A 14571-nucleotide genomic window follows, 5' to 3' on the forward strand; every position below is an offset into this window, starting at 1 on the left:
AACGAGCGCACCTTCGAACGCATCCGACCGCAGATCGAGCGCGAGTTCGAGAACGGCGACGAGGTCGCGCGGGTGCTCCGACTGCTGCTCGACGGGATCCGGGTGAAACGCCTGCGCGAGCCCGAGACGAACTGGACCGACACCGACGACGACTGGCGCGTGATCCGGAAACTGCTGGACGGTTACCCCCGACGAGACGGCGAGCGCGAGCCAGACCGCCCGTGACGGCGTACCCGCCGCCACCGGCCGCGGCATCCGTCGTCTGCCATCGACGACCGCGTCCGCGAGCTCATGTCGCAGGTCCGCCTCGATGAGAGCCTGGCCGGCAGTCGACCGCGCGCCCTGTCGGGCGGCCAGCGCCAACGGGTGGCGATCGCACGAGCGCTTGCCGCCGACCCGGCCCTGCTGGTGCTCGACGAGGCCGTTTCGGCGCTCGACGTCACGACCCGGGTCGAGATCCTCTCCCTCCTCGATACCATCCGCCGGCAGACGGGGGTCGCGCTGCTGATGATCACGCATGACCTCACGGTCATCCGACGGCTGTGCGACCAGGTGGTGGTGATGCGGCACGGGCGCATCGAGGAGCGCGGCACCGCCGCGAAGATCCTCGATGCACCGACCGCGGAATACACCCGCCTGCTGCTCGACTCGATTCCGCGAGAGGGTTGGAAGCCCCGCCGTCGGCTCGGCCGCACGCGGTCGCTGCCGACGGTCACCCGCAGCAGCGCCATGATCCCCGAATGAACGGAGAGCCCACCCATATGTCCGAACCCGCAGATCTCCTCATCGTCAACGGCCGAGTGTTCGACGGCCGCGTGCGCACCCCGAGCACCGCGGTCGCCGTCACCGCGGGTCGCATCGCCCGGGTCGGATCCGACGCACGGGTCCTCGAGATGCGCGGCGAGGGAACGCGAGTGATCGACGCCGCAGGCGGAGTCATCCACCCCGGCTTCGTCGACGCGCACACGCACGCGGCCTTCGCCGGCGTCGAACGGTTGAGCATCGACCTCACGCCGGCATCCAGCGTCGAGGAGACGCTCGAACTGATCCGCGCCGGTGCCGAGCGCAGCGACGCCGAATGGCTCACGGGCGGGGGATGGAGCCACGAACTCTTCCCGATGCCGACGCGACAGCAGCTCGACGCGATCGTCCCCGACCGCCCCGTCGCCCTCAGCGACGCGGGCCATCACACGCTCTGGGTGAACTCCAAGGCGCTCGAACTCGCCGGCGTGGATCGCAACACGCCTCAGCCGCACAACGGACGCATCCACCTCGACGAACACGGCGACCCCAGCGGATACCTCAACGAGACCGCAGCGGAACTGGTCGGACGGATCATCCCGCCGGCGACCGAGGACGAGATCTACGCCGGCCTGCTGAACGCGCAGGAGTACCTCTGGTCGATCGGCGTCACCGGGTGGCACGAAGCGATCCTCGGCGAATACAACGGCAAGGCCGACTGCACGCCGGCCTATCTCCGCGCCATCGGCGAGGGAACCCTGAAGAGCGAGACATCGGGCGCGCTCTGGATCGCACCGGGCCTGCGCGAACAGGACGTGCCCGCGCTCGTCGACCGCTTCATCGCGCTGCGCGAACGGAACGCCGCGGCCGGCATGGTCACGACGACCGCGAAGGCGATGATCGACGGCGTGCCGCACGGCGAGACGGCGGCGCTCCTCGAGCCGTACTGCAACCACGGCGACGGTTTCGCCGGTGAGCTGCACTTCGATGAGCCGACGATCCGGGAATTCGTCGCCGCGCTCGACGCAGCCGGCTTCGCACTGCACGTGCACGTCATGGGCGATCGCGGCATCCGCGTGGCGCTCGATGCGATCGAAGCCGCACGATCGGCGAACGGCTCGGGCCCGCGCCACCACATCGCACACCTCTCCATGGTGCAGCACGAGGACGCCCGCCGATTCGGGCCGCTCGGGATCACCGCGAACATCCAAGGCCTGTGGGCCGCACCCGACCCGTTCGTCATCGACCAGATCGGCGAAGAACGGATGCTTCGGGGCTACCCGTTCCGCACCATCGCCGAGGGCGGCGCAGACCTCGCCATGGGCTCCGACTGGCCGGTGTCACCGGCCGACCCGTGGCTGGCGATCCACGTGGTCGTGAACCGGTGGGCGCCGCCCCCTCCCGGTGCTCCCGTGCCTTCCCTCCCCGACGGGGCCGAGCCACCGAACCTCGACGCGGAGCACCAGGCCCTCACCCTCGAGCAGGCGCTCGGCGCCTACACGAGCGGATCGAGCGGACTCGTGCTCGGCCGATCGGGCCGGGTCCGGGTCGGTGAACGGGCCGATCTCGCCGTGGCGACCGGTGACCCGTTCGAACTGCCGGCTCATGAGATCGCTTCGCTGAAGACCGCGGTGACCGTGGTCGGCGGGGCGGTCGTGCACGCGAACTGACCTCGCCGTCTTCACCAGTCGAATGATCGCGCCGCGCAGCGCCTCGACCGCTCAGACACGCAACATCTCGCTGCAAACCCACACACATAACGACAACGGGAGTTCATCACCATGAAGGTCCTCATCGTCGGCGCCGGCATCGGCGGGCTCGCCACCGCCCTCTCGCTCCACGACGCCGGAATCCGCGACATCTCGATCATCGAGCAGGTGCCCGAGCTGCGACCCCTCGGTGTCGGCATCAACCTGCTGCCGCACGCGGTCCGCGAGCTCACCGAACTCGGTCTCGGTGAAGAGCTTGCCGGCATCGGCATGGCCACGAGCCGGCTGACCTACACGAACCGGTTCGGCCAGGAGATCTGGTCAGAGCCGCGAGGCCTCGCCGCCGGCTATCACTGGCCGCAGTACTCGGTGCACCGCGGGGAACTGCAGATGCTGCTGCTCGACGCGGCGCGCGATCGGCTCGGTGCCGACCGGGTGCTCCTCGGCCTCGCCGCGGTGTCGTGCGACGCGCGAACGGATGCCACGTCCGTGACGGTGCGCGACGCAGCGGGCGCCGACCAGGTGCTGACCGGCGACGTCGTCGTCGCGGCGGACGGCATCCATAGCGCACTGCGGAAGCAGCGGTACCCATACGAGGGAGCCCCGGTCTGGAACCGCCTGATCCTCTGGCGCGGCACCGCGATCGCGCCGGCGTACCTCGACGGCCGCACGATGATCATGGCCGGCGACGGGATGCAGAAGTTCGTCGCGTACCCGCTCGAGACCCCCGGGCCGGACGGACTCGCGCGCATCAACTTCATCGCCGAGTACCGCGCAGGCGACGGCGACTCGGGCGTCTCGGACTGGAACCGGTCCGTGGACCCGTCGCGGGTGATCGACATGTTCGCCGACTGGCGCTTCGACTGGCTCGACGTGCCCGCCCTCATCGCGGCATCCGACCAGGTGCTCGAATACCCCATGGTCGACCGCGACCCGGTCGACCGCTGGACCTGGGGCACGCAGACCCTGCTCGGCGACGCCGCGCACGCCATGTACCCGATCGGGTCGAACGGCGCCTCGCAGGCGATCCTCGACGCCCGCACGATCGCGCACGAACTGGCCACCGCGGGCGATGTGCCGACTGCGCTCACCGCCTATGAGAACGCCCGGCGGCCGGTCACGGCAGCGCTCACGCTCAGCAACCGATCGCTCGGGCCCGAGCGGGTGATGCAGCTCGCCTACGAACGCGCCCCGCACGGCTTCGACGACATCGAGCAGGTCGTGCCGCTCGCCGAACGGCAGCGCATCGCGGCCGAATACAAACAGGCCGCGGGCTTCGATCCGTCTCTGCTGAATGATCGGCCGAGCCTCAGTGCGCGACCGGCGGCGGACCGCGCAGGCCGATGACCGTACAGTTGCGCCGGTACGAGGTCGGGGCCGACCGGCTCGAGGCGTTCGTCGCCTGGTGGCGCGAGCACCTCGTCCCGGCACGGCGCGCGGCGGGCTTCGAGATCGAGTTCGCCTACGCCATCCCGGCGACGGGTGAGTTCCTCTGGGTCGTATCCGTGCCGGGCGGGCCAGAGGCATTCGCGTCGGCCGAGCGCGACTACCTCGGTTCGCCCGAACGGGTGGCGGCCATGGCCGCTCTGCCCGCCCCGATCGCGAACCAACGCGTCGACACGGCGACCACAGTCTTCGCGTGACGTGCGATTAGGGCCCGCGGGATCCGGCGATCGCGCTCGACACCCCGCCAGCCGACCCCGATTCGGTCGACATCACGTTCGCCACCGACAACTTCCTCGCCGGGCAGGAGATCGGCGAGTGGACCGCCGCGAAGCTCGGCGGGCAGAGGGCCACCATCGCACTCGTCGACCTGTTCGACGACAAGGTCGTCTCGGTCGACGTCAACCGCAACCAGGGATTCCTCGACGGACTCGGCATCGACCTCGCCGACCCTGCGGTGAAAGGCGACGAGAAACCCACTGGCAACTACAGCGGCGGCAACTACGAGATCGTCGGCAACGAGGCATCCCACGGTGCAGAAGATGGCGGCCGCACCGCCGCCGAGACACTGCTGTCCAAGAACCCGCGAACGAGCGGGGTGGCATCAGCCGGCGACCATGCCGTGCGGGCTCGGGTGGCCGGCGACGGGAACCGCGGATGAGCTGGTCAAACCTGGAGGACCGGGTGGAGGTGTCAGAAGTTCCATTCAGTGGGTGTCAAAAAACCCGATCTGAACAAGGAAATAAGGCCGATTTCGAGTTGTCAAAAGCGTAGACTTCCAGCATGCCCGACTACTACCCCCGCATCGCCGACAACGAGCTCGCCGACCGGCTTCGCTCGATCGGTGCCGTGCTCATCGACGGTCCGAAGGGGTGCGGCAAGACCGAGACCGCGTCACGTCTTGCCAGGAGCGTTGTCAGACTCGACACGGACGCCGGCGCGAGGGCGCTCGTCGGGTTGAACCCGGAGTCGCTCTTCGATCAGGAAGCACCGGTGCTCTTCGACGAGTGGCAGCGGGTGCCGGAGATCTGGGATCAGGTCCGTCGTCACGTCGACGACTTGCGGCAGCGCGGTCTCTACATCCTCACCGGATCGGCCACGCCGACCGATGCGCGAGAGCTGCACTCGGGTGCCGGTCGGATCGGCACCCTTCGGATGCGGCCGATGAGCCTCAGCGAGTCCGGTCACTCGACCGGTGAGGTTTCATTGGCGGCGCTCATGGCGGGCGAGGAGCAGCGCGCGAAGCGTACCGAGGTATCCGTCCCGGAGCTCCTGGAGCGGATCGTGATCGGCGGATGGCCTGCCCTCCTCGGCGAAGACGAACGGTCGGCACGCTGATGGCTTGCCGACTACCTGAGCCAGATCGTCGAGGTCGACGTGCCCAGCCTCGGCACGACTCGGCGTGCCCCGGAACGGCTCCGCCGGGCGCTCGCATCCCTGGGTCGCAATGTCGGCCAGCCGATCAAGCTGACCGAGCTCGCCGCGGATATCGGCGGCCAAGGACAACGTCCCGCGGATGAGACGGTGCACGCATACCTCGACGCTCTTGATCGGCTGAAGCTGACCGACGACTCGCCGTCGTGGCGCCCGCACATGCGGACTCGGACCCAGCTTCGCGAGGCGCCGACACGATACTTCGTCGACCCGTCGCTGGGCACCGCAGCACTCGGAGTCGGGTCGACGGATCTCCTCGCCGATCTGAATGCGGCCGGGTTCCACTTCGAGGCCCTTGCCGTGCGCGATCTTCGTATCTATGCGCAGCCGTTGGGCGGGACGCTCTCGACCTGGCGTGAGGTGCGCGGGCGAAAGGAGGTCGACGCGATCGTGGAGACCCCGAACTCCTGGGCGGCATTCGAGGTGAAACTCACCGGCAACGAGCGCGTCATCGATGAAGCGGCCCGGCGGCTCATCGACTTCGCCGCGGAGATCGACACGCGACGGCACGGTGCACCTTCCGCACTGGTCGTGATCACGGCCACCGGCGGCGCAGGCAAACGTGCTGACGGGGTCCACGTGGTACCCATCACAGCACTCGGCCCATGACGACGGCCACGGCGTACCCGTGTGCCGTCCACTAGCCCGGGTCGACTGCCTCGAACACTTTCAGGCCGGAGAGGTCGCTCGCGTCGATACCGGTGCGCATGACGCTGCAGTTCGCGTTCCAGTAGCCGCCGCGTTTGCCATAAGGCGTGCAGATCAGGATGGTCGGCATCGGGCCATCCGCGCCGTCCGGTCGATAGACGTCTGCAGAGAGCGTCACCCCCGTCACGCAGCGGCGGGAACATCCTGTCTCGCCCCTGATTTGATGGAGGCTCTGATCGTCCCGAAAGAATGAGGAGCATGCCGCTGTCGCCACTCGGACTGCGACCCTGATCTCGTCAGCGGCCATAGGACGCCGCGGCTTCCGCTGCCCTCTTCAGGTCCGCCGTGAACTGCTCGAAGTTCTCGTCGAACGGCGGGATCATCCGGGCGACGAACGGGTAGAGCGGACCGCCGATGCGCTCGACGACCTCCACTCGCGTGCCGCCGGCGTCGCCGCTGAGCGAGTACGTGTGAGTGGACATCGCATCGCCGAACGTCAGGCGCGCGTTCGGCTCGAACTCCTTGACCTTCAAGCGAAACGTACGGCTCGGGGCGAGGGTCGAGACGAGCTTGATCCTCGAGCCGGGAGCGATCTGGCCATCCAGCGAGACGACCGTCGAGTTCCACCTCGGCCACCCTGCTGCAGTGGTCAGCAGTCGCCACACCGTGGCGGCGTCGGCATCGATGTGCCGGGCGATGCGGGTGGAGCGACTGAACGTGGTCCGGCTCGTCGAGGCGACTCCATCGGGCGCAGTGGTGGACATGTGATTCCCCGTTCCCTGCTTGAGGCCGATTGTAGAGCGCACGCTTACCCTTGCAGTGGATTCGTCGGATCGGGTTCCGAGAGGACTCCGCCGAGGAGGAGGTCGACTCCTTCAGCGACAGGTGAAGCAGCATCGAGGGCGCCAGCCTCAGGATCGAGGACCATCCGCAGGGCGGATGTGCTGCCCTGGGCGCCTAGCCGCGGCATCCGTTCCACCCATCACGGAGAAGCCGAAGAGTATCGCATGAAGAAGGATTTCGCGACGTCAACCACCGAGAAATCGACCGGCATGAGCAAACGGAGTCGGGGGTCGCAATTCGTCAACTGCTGATCGAACCGGGTGACATCGTGTCCTCGGCGACCGCATCGCCGAGGGCGGTCACGCGGCCCTGTAGCGAGGTCACCGTTCGCTTCGATTGGAGTACATGACCCGCTTCGTCGAGACGATGCGCGGTCGCACCGCTCGCGGGAGGGTGGTTTCAACAGGTGGAACGGATACCACCTCACGAGAGAAGGGGAGAGATCATGACCACCCAGACACGCAACGGCACGGCACAGCGCGAGATAGTCGCTGTGGCGTTCGCGACGCCCGACGGTGCCTCGCGCGCGGCGGCCTCGCTGGCGGGAGCGTACTTCGAGAAGATCGAGAACGCCGCAGTGCTGACGGTCAGGCCCGACGGCACCCCGAAGTTCATCGAATCGAGCGACTGGGGTATGGGCCGAGGCGCACTGGTTGGTGGAATCATCGGCCTCATCGGCGGTCCGTTGGGTGTGCTCGCCGGCAGCGGCATCGGCGCACTCGCGACCCGTCTGCGCGACACCGGGTTCCGCAACGACCAGCTCCGCCAGCTCGGATCCTCGCTGAACCCCGGGCGCTCCGCCCTCGTCGTCGAGATCGATGCATCCGTGACCATGGCCGCGACCGAGCTGCTGAGGTCGCTGGGCACGACGAGCATCGTCGTCGTGCCGATGACGGCGGACCTATCGAAACTGTTCGTGCCAGAACCATGACTGTCATGCGAAGGCGTGGCGCTCGTGCTCCTCGAGTCGAAGCGAGCGCTGCGCCGTCATTCATGAGCGGCGATCGATCTGCGCCGGAGGGCGATGAGTCGACGGTCGATCGATCGGTGTGGCAACGACTCCTCCATCTCCGCCTGGCGGTCGAGGACGCGGCTGCTCGCACGCAGGCCTACATCCTCGGCAACATCGCGGTGCTCGCGACCGTGGTCGTTGTTGGACGCGATTCGGAGCACCTCGCAGACGGCGTGCTGCTTCTGGCCTGCACCGTGCTCGTCACGTTCGCCGCACATGTCGTGGCGGAGGCGTACGCCAACCGGGTGAGATCAGGGCGGCGGCCCGATCGATCGAGCATCGTGCATTCGGGGCGAGACAGCCTGCCGATCGTCAGTTCGGGGATCTTCCCGGTTCTCGTACTCTGGATGGCTGCCGCGGGTGCGGTTCCGTTCACGGCGGGGTTCATTCTCGCCATCGCCTCGGTGATCGCCCGGTTCCTCTTTCTCGGAGCGATCATCGGGCGATTGCGCGGCGAGTCGAGTTCATGGCGCACGCAGACCGCGGGCGTCGTGCTGGCCCTGCTCGGAGTCCTGCTCGCGGGGGCGGAGTTGCTGCTCGCGCACTGACAGCGCCCACGCACTCCGCGCGCCTGATCACGCGATCGGGCGTGGTTCTCGGGGGCGGGATGTGGCGGCGTCGCTGTAGCTCTCGATGTCGAGGTTGAAACGGTGCAGGAGGTCGGCGAAGCGGTTCACGTCATCGAGCGACCACTCGGCGAGAATGCGGTCGAGCGTGCGGATGGAACGTTCCCGAGCCGCATCGAGACGCGCTTGGCCTTCAGTCGTGACGGCGAACTTGCGGGCGATGCCGCCATCAGGGTCGGGGATGCGTTCGACCAGGCCGGCGCGCATCGCCGAGCTCGTCTGTCGCTGCAGGGTGGAGGCGTCGAGCCGGAAGGCGTCGCTCAGCTCTCCGATCGACATCGGGCCTTGCAGGTGCAGCCGGCTGAGCAGCAGGTAGACGCTTCGATCGATGCGGTCGGGGCGGTGCTGAGCGACAGCGTGGCGGCTCAGCAGCATCTGCTCGTACTCGATGTCTGCGATCCGCCGATCCATGTCGCCTCCTTCTCAGATGCCCGGCAGTTCGCCGCGCTCGATCAACTTGATCCTATCTCGTGCATGTATAGTGCATATGCAAAGCACATATGTAGAGTACATATGTAGAGTACATATAACGTGCACTACACACATTTGAGCTGAAGGGACCAGATGTCCGCACCCGTGCCCGCCGCTCGTTCTGGGCTCCTCGTCGCGACGCTCGCCTTCGCGGGGATCGCCGCATCCGTCACGCAGACGATGATCACCCCGCTCATCCCGCAGTTGCCTGCCATCTTCGAGACCTCGCCCGCGAACGCCGCGTGGATCGTCACTGCGACCCTGCTCGCCGCGGCAGTCGCCGTGCCGATCGCGGGCAGGCTCGGCGACCTGTTCGGCAAGCGACGGATGATTCTGATCTCGACGGTGCCGCTCATCGCGGGCGGCGTCGTCTGCGCCATCGCGCCCAACGTCGAGATCATGATCGCCGGCCGCGCCCTGCAGGGCCTCGGCATGGGCATGGCCCCGTTGGGGATCGCCCTGCTGCGCGACGCCGTGGCGCGTGCCAAGCTGTCGTCGGCCATCGCGACCGTGAGTGCGACGCTGGGAGTCGGCGGTGCGATCGGCATGCCGTTGGCTTCTGGGGTCATCGAGTTCGCCGATTGGCGCACGCTGTTCTGGGGCGGCGCGGGGGTGACGGTGCTCGCGGCAGCGGCCATCTGGAAGGTCATCCCCGCCCTGCCGGCCGGCGCGTCGGGCCAGCGCTTCGACGGGGTCGGTGCGGTCGGCCTGGCCGTCGGACTGGTGTCGTTCATCCTCGCGATCTCGAAGGGGTCGGAGTGGGGGTGGACGTCCGGCCTCACGCTCGGCCTGATCTCCCTCGCCGTCGTAGCGTTCGTGCTCTGGGGTGTCTGGGAGACGCGTGAGAAGCATCCGCTCATCGATCTGCGCACGGCAGTGCGTCCTCGAGTGCTGCTCACCAATGCGGCGTCGATCTTCGTCGGGTTCGGGATGTACGCGAGCATGCTCGTCATGCCGCAGGTGCTGCAGATGCCGGCGCAGACCGGGTACGGGCTGGGCCAGTCGGTGCTCGCAGCAGGGCTCTGGATGGCCCCGGCGGGGCTCATGATGCTGCTGCTCTCGCCCGTCGGCGGGCGCCTGTCGAATGCACGCGGCCCGAAGTTCACCCTCACCCTGGGTGTCGTCCTCATCGCGACCGGGTATGGCGTCGCGCTGCTGGGAATGGGCAGCACGTGGGGTCTGCTCGCGACCGGCATCGTCGTGAACAGCGGCGTCGCATTGGCATACGGCGCGATGCCCGCGCTCATCATGAGCTCGGTGCCGCGCAGCGAAACCGCCGCGGCGAACGGCTTCAATACCCTCATGCGTTCGCTGGGAACGACCATCGGCGCGGCGATCGTCGGCGTCGTGCTCGCCCAGATGACGACGACCATGGGTTCTGTGCAGGTTCCCTCGGAGGCCGGGTTCCGCACGGTGCTCGTGATCGGAGCGGGCGTCTCGCTCGTGGCCGCGGCCGTCGCGGCACTCATCCCGGCCGTGAAGTCCGAGCTGCCGACCTCGGGTGAAGAACCCGCGCAACCCGATCGGTTCGTGGGCGCTGCCTCTGAACCCGAGCAGGGGGACCGGCTCGTCGGCGCTGCCGTGGGCGCCGGCGCAGACTCCCGGGCCTGAAGGGCACCAGACAGAGTCGGTGACAGGCAGAGGGGCGGGGTGCCGCATCGGCACCTGGCCCTCTGTCATGTCCCGCCTCTACTGCACCGACCATCCGCCGTCGGATGCGAGCACGGCGCCGTTGAGGTTCACGCCGTCATCCGACAGCAGGAACGTGATCGACGCGGCGAGCTGCTCGGCGGTGGCGACGGTGGGGATCTGACCCTGGAACGGCTTGAGCCGGGCCGAGCCCGCCGCAGACACGTTCGGAGGGAACGGGATGCCCGTGGCGACGCCGCCTGGCGCGACGGCATTGACCCGGACGCCCTGCGGGCCGTACATGAACGCAGCCGACCTGGTGAGGCCGACGACCGCGTGCTTGGACGTCGTGTAGGCGTTGCCCGACGCGTTGCCTCGCAGCGCCGCTTCGCTCGCGACGTTCACGATCGAGCCCCGCCCGGTTTCGAGCATGACGGGAAGCGCGGCTCGGGTGAGCTTGAACGTGCCGGTGAGGTTCACGCCCATCACGCGATCCCACATAGCGTCGGAGGTCTCATGCAGCGGCGAGAAGTCGTCGTTGATGCCGGCGATGTTCGCAAGCGCGTCGACGCGCGATCCCGCCGCCGCGATGATCGCGTCGACCGACTCCTGTTTCGTGATGTCTGCTTCGACGACGACGACGTCGGCGTCGGGGAGCGAGGACGCGAGATCGTCCAGGCGGGCGGCCGACACATCGACGGCCACGACCCGCCCGCCCTCGCGGGCGATGCGCGAGGCGGTCGCACGGCCGATTCCCGAGGCCGCGCCGGTGACGATCACCGTCTTCCCGGCGAACCGGGCCGGCGTTACCTGCTCCTGCCAGGCGCCGCCTTCGTCTTCCTCCGGAGCGACGCCGTCGTTCGCCTGCAGCACCAGCCCATCGATGACGCTCTGCGAGAGCTTCCCCTGACTGAGAGCGACGAGCTGCTGCAAGGGGAGGCCGCGTACGGGGGCGAGCGTCTCGACCGGTACGCCGGCCTGAGCGAGCAGCCCCTGGATGAGCGGGCCGCCGTTCTGGCTGTCGAGCCAGTCGCCGATGGTGGAGTTCGCAGTGAGGGTGGTCATGAGTTGCCTTTCCTTGTTCGTCCGGGGGTCGGACTGTTCTGTGGTTGTGGTCGATGTACCTGGGGAACGTCAGCTGCGAGTGCTGATCGTCCTCTCGCGTCTCGGCATGTCCGCGATCAGTGGCGTCATGTCGATCTGCTCGGTCGGTGGGAGGGCGACGGGGGCCGGGTCGATGCGACGGACATCGTCTCGGGGTGTCCTGGCCGCGATGCGTGTTCTCCGGTCGATGCTCATGCGGCGACCAAACCGCGGGGGTGAGGCTCGAGGATGGTGATGGCGTCAGTCTGCGATTCTGAGGGCATGCGTGAACTGCTCAGGCGCTGGGAACCGGCGGCGGCCAGCATGCCGAGGACGTGAAGCACGGTGCCGCCCACGGTCATCGCCACGAACACGGCCTGCAGTGTCCACTGGACTGGTGCGGTGACGACTCTGAAGGTCTTTCGGTTGCGGGTCATGGTGTGCCTTTCGCTCGGAGTGGGTAATTGGTTCCAGCATCCGTCGGTGACGGCGTACCAGAATCGTCCGAACGGGTCGTCCCGTCTCATCCGTTTGCAGTAGATCGCTCCGCGGCTACTGCGAACACCGAACTACTGCAAACACAGTAGGCACGATGGTCCGATCGCACGGTTCGCTGCATGCCGGTCCGGGGAATCCTTGAACTCGAACTTCTTTCGAACTCACTCAACGAGGGAACCCACATGTCTACGTTCTTGTCATACGTCGGGCGCTTCAGCGCCCGATTCCGATGGGTGGTGATCGTCGCGTGGCTGGTGATCTTCGCCGCCCTCATCGCGGTGTTCGCCGCCGGCAGCAGCTCCGGGTCATCCGCAAAGGCGGAAACATCGATCCCCGAAACGGGGGCGTCGCTCGCGCTCGAGCGCATGAACGACGAGTTCCCGGCCGCGGCCGATGCCGACGGCGCCACCCTGCAACTGGTCTTCCACCCCGAGAGCGGTGACGTCACCGATCCGGGCATCACGACAGAGATCACGAGGGTGGTCAGCGAAGCAGCAGATCTTCCCGGCGTACAGTCGACGAGCAACCCGCTCGATCCGGCACATCCGTACGTCTCCGAAGATCTGACGCTCGCAGTCGCGACGCTGTCATACGGTGAGCTCACCGAAGACGAGCAGAAGGAGTTCTACGACGCCGCGCTCAACGTTCAGGAGAACGCACCACCCGCGCTCGGAGTCGAACTGGGCGGCAACCTCGCGCCCCTCGGCGCGCCCGCACCCGGGCCAGGTGAAGGCATCGGCGTGATCATCGCCTTCATCGTGCTCGCACTCACGTTCGGATCCCTGCTCGCCGCGGGCGCGAACCTCCTCATCGCCGTGCTCGGCGTCGGCGTCGGCCTGATGGGCATCCTCGCCTACGGCTCGCTCGTGCCGATCGATGACAACAGCATCATCCTGGCTTCGATGCTCGGTCTCGCCGTCGGCATCGACTACAGCCTGTTCATCCTCTCCCGCTTCAAGAACGAGCTCCGAAGCGGAAGGACCGTGAATGACGCGGTCGCCCGTGCTACTGGGACAGCCGGCACCGCGGTGGTCTTCGCCGGGCTCACGGTCATCGTCGCGCTCGTCGCGCTGCTGGTGGCGAATCTGAGCTTCGTCACCGAAATGGGTATCGCGGCCGCGTTCGCCGTGCTCGTCTCCGTGCTCCTCGCGTTGACGTTGCTTCCCGCCCTCATGCGGTTCCTCGGCTACCGCGTGCTCTCGAAGAAGCAGCGTATGGCGCTCGAACGCGGTGAGCTGTGGACCGAGGGTCAGAAGCAGAAGCGCGGAATCATGCGCGGCTGGGGAAGCTTCGTCGTGAACCGCCCCATCGTCTCCCTGTTCGCCGGCGTTCTGATCCTCGTCGTCGCCGCGCTGCCGATGCTGAGCATGAAGACCGCATTCAATGTGCCCGGCGGCGCCGACCCTTCGTCGACCGAGCGCGCCGCGTACAACCTGGTACTCGACGAGTTCGGCGGCGTGCAGAGCCCGCTCATCGTTCTCGCCGAGGGCGAGGGCATCGCCGCCGAGACGGCGACGATCGAAGGCGACCTGGCGACGCTCGACGGCGCCCAGCAGGTGATGCCCGCCGAGGTCAGCATGGACGGCGACGTCGCACGCATCATCGTGGTGCCCGAGGCGGGCCCGATCGACGACGCGACGAAGGACCTCGTTCATGAGATCAGAGACGATGCGGATGCCGCTTCCGGCGTGCACCTCGAAGTCACCGGTGAAACGGCGATCGGCATCGATCAGGACGAACAGCTGATGCAGGCGCTGATCAAGTACGTCATCGTGATCGTGGTGATCTCGATTCTCCTGATGATCCTGCTGTTCCGGTCCCTGCTGATCCCGGTGGTCGCCACGATCGGATTCCTGCTCTCGGTCGGTGCATCCTTCGGCGCCAGCGTCGCCGTGTTCCAGTGGGGCTGGCTCGACCCGCTGATCGCAGCCCCGCAGGGAGATCCGATGATGAGCCTGCTGCCGCTGCTGCTCGTCGGAGTGTTGTTCGGCCTCGCCATGGACTACCAGGTATTCCTCGTCTCGAGAATCCAGGAGATGCATCGGAAGGGGATGTCGCCGAAGCAGGCGATCCGTGAAGGATTCGCCCGCTCGGGCCCCGTGTTGGTCGCTGCCGCGACGATCATGATCGTCGTGTTCGCCGGGTTCGCCACGAGTGACTTCGCGGTGGGGGCATCCATCGCCTTCGGCCTGATGGCCGGCGTCGCCGCCGACGCGTTCATCGTGCGCCTCGTGCTGATGCCCGCGGTGCTCTCGGTGCTCGGCAAGTCCGCGTGGTGGATCCCGAAATGGCTCGACCGCATCCTGCCTGACGTCGACGTCGAAGGCCACTCGCTCGACGTCAAGACGCCCGACTCGACCGCGACGCCCGCGTCGCCAGGGGCGCCTGAGACGCGGAGTCAGCCGGCACTGATCGGCTGACGCCGCCACCCGCA

Annotated in this window: 16 protein-coding genes and 1 pseudogene; 12 read left to right on the forward strand and 5 right to left on the reverse strand. The window is 67.6% G+C overall.

Annotated features, from left to right (window positions below; all coding sequences use genetic code 11):
* From ACFWN7_RS05545 to ACFWN7_RS05580, 8 genes and pseudogenes are all read left to right on the forward strand, one after another.
* Positions 1 to 225: hypothetical protein (locus ACFWN7_RS05545; protein WP_376937741.1), on the forward strand; the 225-nt coding region annotated here is incomplete at its 5' end.
* A gap of 42 nt (positions 226 to 267) precedes the next feature.
* On the forward strand, positions 268 to 744 hold the full coding sequence (locus ACFWN7_RS05550) for an ATP-binding cassette domain-containing protein (protein ID WP_376937920.1): 477 nt from the start codon (positions 268 to 270) through the stop codon (positions 742 to 744).
* A gap of 17 nt (positions 745 to 761) precedes the next feature.
* Entirely contained in the window at positions 762 to 2411 is a 1650-nt protein-coding gene (locus ACFWN7_RS05555) for an amidohydrolase (protein ID WP_376937742.1), read from the forward strand.
* Between the two features lie 111 nt (positions 2412 to 2522).
* Positions 2523 to 3797, forward strand: coding sequence for a flavin-dependent oxidoreductase (locus ACFWN7_RS05560; protein WP_376937743.1), 1275 nt, complete (start codon positions 2523 to 2525; stop codon positions 3795 to 3797).
* Positions 3794 to 4093 carry a hypothetical protein gene (locus ACFWN7_RS05565; protein ID WP_376937744.1) on the forward strand — a complete coding sequence of 100 codons (300 nt, stop codon included), beginning with the start codon at positions 3794 to 3796 and terminating at the stop codon, positions 4091 to 4093. The genes ACFWN7_RS05560 and ACFWN7_RS05565 overlap by 4 nt, the downstream gene beginning before the upstream one ends.
* A gap of 29 nt (positions 4094 to 4122) precedes the next feature.
* Positions 4123 to 4515, forward strand: a pseudogene (locus ACFWN7_RS05570) (sugar ABC transporter substrate-binding protein); the annotation flags it as partial.
* A 161-nt stretch (positions 4516 to 4676) separates the two neighbouring features.
* Positions 4677 to 5231, forward strand: coding sequence for an ATP-binding protein (locus ACFWN7_RS05575; protein ID WP_376937745.1), 555 nt, complete (start codon positions 4677 to 4679; stop codon positions 5229 to 5231).
* A 39-nt stretch (positions 5232 to 5270) separates the two neighbouring features.
* Positions 5271 to 5936, forward strand: coding sequence for a DUF4143 domain-containing protein (locus tag ACFWN7_RS05580; protein ID WP_376937746.1), 666 nt, complete (start codon positions 5271 to 5273; stop codon positions 5934 to 5936).
* A 31-nt stretch (positions 5937 to 5967) separates the two neighbouring features.
* Here ACFWN7_RS05580 and ACFWN7_RS05585 read toward each other — a convergent pair whose 3' ends face one another.
* Together ACFWN7_RS05585 and ACFWN7_RS05590 are read right to left on the reverse strand one after the other, a co-directional pair.
* The gene (locus ACFWN7_RS05585) at positions 5968 to 6282 is read right to left on the reverse strand and encodes a CocE/NonD family hydrolase (protein WP_376937748.1); all 315 of its coding nucleotides are present in this window, start codon (positions 6280 to 6282) and stop codon (positions 5968 to 5970) included.
* Positions 6272 to 6739, reverse strand: coding sequence for an SRPBCC domain-containing protein (locus ACFWN7_RS05590; protein ID WP_376937749.1), 468 nt, complete (start codon positions 6737 to 6739; stop codon positions 6272 to 6274). Before ACFWN7_RS05590 ends, ACFWN7_RS05585 begins: the two co-directional genes overlap by 11 nt.
* Positions 6740 to 7263: 524 nt before the next feature.
* On the opposite strand from ACFWN7_RS05590, the gene ACFWN7_RS05595 reads away from it, so the two are divergent.
* Together ACFWN7_RS05595 and ACFWN7_RS05600 are read left to right on the forward strand one after the other, a co-directional pair.
* Complete coding sequence (locus ACFWN7_RS05595) at positions 7264 to 7749, forward strand: DUF1269 domain-containing protein (protein ID WP_376937750.1); 486 nt, start codon at positions 7264 to 7266, stop codon at positions 7747 to 7749.
* 116 nt (positions 7750 to 7865) lie between these two features.
* Complete coding sequence (locus tag ACFWN7_RS05600) at positions 7866 to 8378, forward strand: hypothetical protein (RefSeq protein WP_376937751.1); 513 nt, start codon at positions 7866 to 7868, stop codon at positions 8376 to 8378.
* Positions 8379 to 8405: 27 nt separating this feature from the next.
* Here the strand turns inward: ACFWN7_RS05600 and ACFWN7_RS05605 are convergent, their stop codons facing one another.
* Positions 8406 to 8867 carry a MarR family winged helix-turn-helix transcriptional regulator gene (locus ACFWN7_RS05605; protein ID WP_376937752.1) on the reverse strand — a complete coding sequence of 154 codons (462 nt, stop codon included), beginning with the start codon at positions 8865 to 8867 and terminating at the stop codon, positions 8406 to 8408.
* Between the two features lie 153 nt (positions 8868 to 9020).
* On the opposite strand from ACFWN7_RS05605, the gene ACFWN7_RS05610 reads away from it, so the two are divergent.
* On the forward strand, positions 9021 to 10538 hold the full coding sequence (locus ACFWN7_RS05610) for an MFS transporter (RefSeq protein ID WP_376937753.1): 1518 nt from the start codon (positions 9021 to 9023) through the stop codon (positions 10536 to 10538).
* A 78-nt stretch (positions 10539 to 10616) separates the two neighbouring features.
* Here the strand turns inward: ACFWN7_RS05610 and ACFWN7_RS05615 are convergent, their stop codons facing one another.
* Both ACFWN7_RS05615 and ACFWN7_RS05620 read right to left on the reverse strand, forming a co-directional pair.
* On the reverse strand, positions 10617 to 11621 hold the full coding sequence (locus tag ACFWN7_RS05615; protein WP_376937754.1) for an SDR family NAD(P)-dependent oxidoreductase: 1005 nt from the start codon (positions 11619 to 11621) through the stop codon (positions 10617 to 10619).
* A gap of 230 nt (positions 11622 to 11851) precedes the next feature.
* A complete protein-coding gene (locus ACFWN7_RS05620; protein WP_376937755.1) occupies positions 11852 to 12076 on the reverse strand; it encodes a hypothetical protein in 225 nt (74 codons plus the stop codon).
* 243 nt (positions 12077 to 12319) lie between these two features.
* Between ACFWN7_RS05620 and ACFWN7_RS05625 the strand changes: the two genes are divergently transcribed.
* Positions 12320 to 14557 carry an MMPL family transporter gene (locus tag ACFWN7_RS05625; RefSeq protein ID WP_376937756.1) on the forward strand — a complete coding sequence of 746 codons (2238 nt, stop codon included), beginning with the start codon at positions 12320 to 12322 and terminating at the stop codon, positions 14555 to 14557.
* The last annotated feature ends 14 nt before the right edge of the window (positions 14558 to 14571 follow it).

Source organism: Agromyces sp. NPDC058484, assembly GCF_042720415.1.
Taxonomy (GTDB): Bacteria; Actinomycetota; Actinomycetes; order Actinomycetales; family Microbacteriaceae; genus Agromyces.

Coding starts and splice junctions, on each gene's coding strand:
- ACFWN7_RS05555 (WP_376937742.1), top strand. CDS start 762: ATGTCCGAACCCGCAGATCTCCTCATCGTCAACGGCCGAGTGTTCGAC.
- ACFWN7_RS05560 (WP_376937743.1), top strand. CDS start 2,523: ATGAAGGTCCTCATCGTCGGCGCCGGCATCGGCGGGCTCGCCACCGCC.
- ACFWN7_RS05565 (WP_376937744.1), top strand. CDS start 3,794: ATGACCGTACAGTTGCGCCGGTACGAGGTCGGGGCCGACCGGCTCGAG.
- ACFWN7_RS05575 (WP_376937745.1), top strand. CDS start 4,677: ATGCCCGACTACTACCCCCGCATCGCCGACAACGAGCTCGCCGACCGG.
- ACFWN7_RS05585 (WP_376937748.1), bottom strand. CDS start 6,282: ATGGCCGCTGACGAGATCAGGGTCGCAGTCCGAGTGGCGACAGCGGCA.
- ACFWN7_RS05590 (WP_376937749.1), bottom strand. CDS start 6,739: ATGTCCACCACTGCGCCCGATGGAGTCGCCTCGACGAGCCGGACCACG.
- ACFWN7_RS05595 (WP_376937750.1), top strand. CDS start 7,264: ATGACCACCCAGACACGCAACGGCACGGCACAGCGCGAGATAGTCGCT.
- ACFWN7_RS05605 (WP_376937752.1), bottom strand. CDS start 8,867: ATGGATCGGCGGATCGCAGACATCGAGTACGAGCAGATGCTGCTGAGC.
- ACFWN7_RS05610 (WP_376937753.1), top strand. CDS start 9,021: ATGTCCGCACCCGTGCCCGCCGCTCGTTCTGGGCTCCTCGTCGCGACG.
- ACFWN7_RS05615 (WP_376937754.1), bottom strand. CDS start 11,621: ATGACCACCCTCACTGCGAACTCCACCATCGGCGACTGGCTCGACAGC.
- ACFWN7_RS05620 (WP_376937755.1), bottom strand. CDS start 12,076: ATGACCCGCAACCGAAAGACCTTCAGAGTCGTCACCGCACCAGTCCAG.
- ACFWN7_RS05625 (WP_376937756.1), top strand. CDS start 12,320: ATGTCTACGTTCTTGTCATACGTCGGGCGCTTCAGCGCCCGATTCCGA.